We start from the raw sequence: 1,224 nt of genomic DNA on the forward strand, positions 1-1,224 counted from the left end.
TTGAAGCGCCCTGGGTTCCGTTCCGAGTCTCAGCAAGGAGAATCGGAGTATGCCCAAGAAGTTCAGTCCAGAGCTGCGTGAGCGTGCCGTGCGCATGGTCTACGACCGCCAAGCCCGCGAGGGCGGCCCTCGCGCAGCATCGATCCGTGCCGTCGCGCCGCAGCTCGGTGTCGGCACAGAGACGCTGCGGATCTGGTGCAATCGCTACGGCGCCACCGAGCCGGTCGGACCGGGAGAGCCGCTCGAGGAGGAGAATCGCCGTCTCCGGCGGGAGCTCGCCGAGGCGCGACGTGCGAACGAGATCCTGAAGGCCGCCTCAGCGTTTTTCGCAGCGGAACTCGACCGCCCCACGACGAAATGATCGCGTTCGTCGACATGCATCGCGAGAAGTTCGGGGTCGAGGCCATCTGCCGCATCCTCAGTGCGACAGAATGTGGGTTCATCACCTCCCGCGGATACCGCGCTGCCAAGAACAGGCCGGCCTCCGCTCGCAGCGTTCGGGACGAGATGCTGGCGGAGGAGGTGCAGCGGATTCATCAGGCGAACTACAGCGTCTATGGGGTCCGGAAGATGTGGCACGCAATGCGCCACGCAGGATGGAACGTCGGTCGCGACCAGGTCGCGAGGCTGATGAAGATCGCCGGCCTGCAGGGCGTTCGCCGAGGTCGAAAGCCCGTCACCACCTGCTCCGCAGACGGAGATGACCAGCGCCCGGACCTCGTTGAACGGCGGTTCGTCGCGGATCGACCGCAGCAGCTTTGGGTCGCCGACATCACCTACGTCCGGATGCTCTCCGGGTTCTGCTACGTCGCATTCGTTACCGATGTCTTCAGTCGCAGAATTGTCGGCTGGGCGGTCGCGCCCACGCTCCACACGGAGTCTCTGCCATTGCTCGCACTGGAGCATGCACTGCAGTCCACCGGGGTGAGCAGGAACGAAAGCGGATTGATCCACCATTCCGACAGGGGTAGTCAATACGTTTCGCTCGCCTATTCGGACGCTCTGCTCGCCGCGGGAGTTACGGCTTCAGTAGGTACCGTCGGCGATAGCTACGATAACGCGCTGGCCGAGACAGTGAACGGCCTATACAAGGCGGAGTTGATCTACTCCAAGCGGATCTGGGAGTCAGTCAGCGAGGTTGAGCTCGCCACGATGGGCTGGGTCCACTGGTGGAACACCTCCCGGCTCCACGAAGCTCTCGGCTACCGCACCCCGGCGAACGTC

General features: G+C 64.0%; 1 protein-coding gene and 1 other annotated feature. The gene reads left to right on the forward strand.

The features are described 5' to 3' along the window. Nucleotides 1–49: 49 nt before the first annotated feature. Nucleotides 50–1,224, forward strand: a protein-coding gene (locus GSI01S_RS19395; RefSeq protein WP_085950770.1) for an IS3 family transposase whose coding sequence is annotated in 2 segments (ribosomal slippage) — nucleotides 50–329 and nucleotides 329–1,224 — 1,176 coding nt annotated over the 2 segments. Because the reading frame shifts where the segments join, the coding sequence is not laid out codon by codon here. This gene is flagged as partial in the annotation. Next, nucleotides 319–452: a sequence feature (AL1L pseudoknot), on the forward strand. Its footprint overlaps the gene before it by 134 nt.

Source organism: Gordonia sihwensis NBRC 108236, from assembly GCF_000333035.1.
GTDB lineage: Bacteria > Actinomycetota > Actinomycetes > Mycobacteriales > Mycobacteriaceae > Gordonia > Gordonia sihwensis.